This is a genomic window from Thalassospira sp. UBA1131 (genome assembly GCF_002311515.1).
Classification (GTDB): domain Bacteria; phylum Pseudomonadota; class Alphaproteobacteria; order Rhodospirillales; family Thalassospiraceae; genus Thalassospira.
The window spans coordinates 17137-18555 of sequence record NZ_DCAO01000131.1; the positions used below are offsets into that span (position 1 = coordinate 17137).

The 1419-nt window shown below is 57.5% G+C and carries 2 protein-coding genes; both read left to right on the plus strand.

The window, feature by feature from the left end; genetic code table 11:
• The coding region (locus tag B3Z49_RS21315) for a DeoR/GlpR family DNA-binding transcription regulator (RefSeq protein WP_296994689.1) at window positions 1-519 on the plus strand (519 nt) is incomplete at its 5' end.
• 34 nt (window positions 520-553) lie between these two features.
• The coding region (locus B3Z49_RS21320) for an MFS transporter (RefSeq protein WP_296994692.1) at window positions 554-1419 on the plus strand (866 nt) is incomplete at its 3' end.

Sequence of the window (1419 nt, forward strand, 5' to 3'; positions counted from 1 at the left end):
GCCCAAAAGGCCGCACGCGAACTGATCCCCGATGATTGCGTGGCGTTTTTCGATAGCGGCACCACCGTGTGTGAAGTTGCACGCAACCTCAAACCATCCTTTCGCGGCACGGTGATTACGGTCAATCCGATGATCGCAGTCGAGCTCGCCAGTCATCCGAATGCCGAGGTCATCATCTTGGGCGGCACGCTTCGCAAAACAGACATGGTGGTGTGCGGCCCGACGACCCTTGATCAACTCAGAAACTTTAATGCCGATATCGCACTCCTTGGCACCTGCGCACTTCACCCCGAGGCAGGCCTGTCGACCAGCAGCACCGAAGAACGCGCCACCAAGGCAGCCATGATCGCCCAATCTGCCGAAGTCATTGCCATCACCACCGCCGATAAACTTGAAACCAGTCTGCCGCACCGGGTCTGCGACATTGATGCGATTTCCCATCTCGTCACCGGGCGTAAACTTTCAAACGGCTATCTTGCCAATTACACCCGGCGTGGTTTGAACGTCATTCAGGCCTGATCGCCTTCCCTCGCCTTGCGGAGAAACTTGTTAAATGCAAACCCACGCCACTGCCCATAACCGGGTGCGCGCCATCTTCTTTTTGCATGGTGCCGCATTTTCAAGTTGGGTGCCGCATATACCGCTGGTGCAGGAACGCCTTGGCCTTGGCCATGACGAACTTGGCGGCATTTTGCTGGCGGCGGCCATCGGTGTGCTTGCCGTGATGCCGGTCGCCGGAAGACTGGCAGACCGGTTTGGCAGCGAACGCGTGGTGCGTTATTCGGGGCTGTTTTATTTCATCGCGGTCGGCGTGCCCGCGTTCATGCCCGATTATCTCAGCATTTCGATCGCGATGTTCGCCCTTGGCTTTTCCGGTGCCTTTCTGGATGTCGCGATGAATGCCAATGGCCTGCAGGTCGAACGCGTCAAGGGCCGCAGCATCATGTCCGGGTTACATGGTTTCTGGAGTCTCGGCGGTTTCGTCGGCGCAGGCATTGCCGCCGCATGGTTCGCCCTGCCCATTGGCAATGAATTCCATCTGCCAATCGTGCTTTCTATTTTCCTGATCGCGCACATCATCGCACAAGCGGGACTTCTTTCGGATCACGCCGCATCTGAACATCTGGCTGGCCCTAAGGATGCCAGCCAAACCACGGTTGCAAAGACCAAGGATCGCAATCTGTTCCTGATGCTGTTGCCATTCGGGGTTTGCGCCTTTATCGGCCAGTTCGGTGAAGGTGTCCTGACCGACTGGGCGACGGTATTCATGAATTCCGAACTGTCATCGGGGCCGACCTTGGCCGCAGTCGGCTTTGCCATCTATTCCTTTGCCATGGCCGCCACCCGCCTTTCCGGTGATGCACTGGTCACCCGGTATGGTCGCGTGCCGGTATTGCTGACAAGTTCGGTACTGGCATC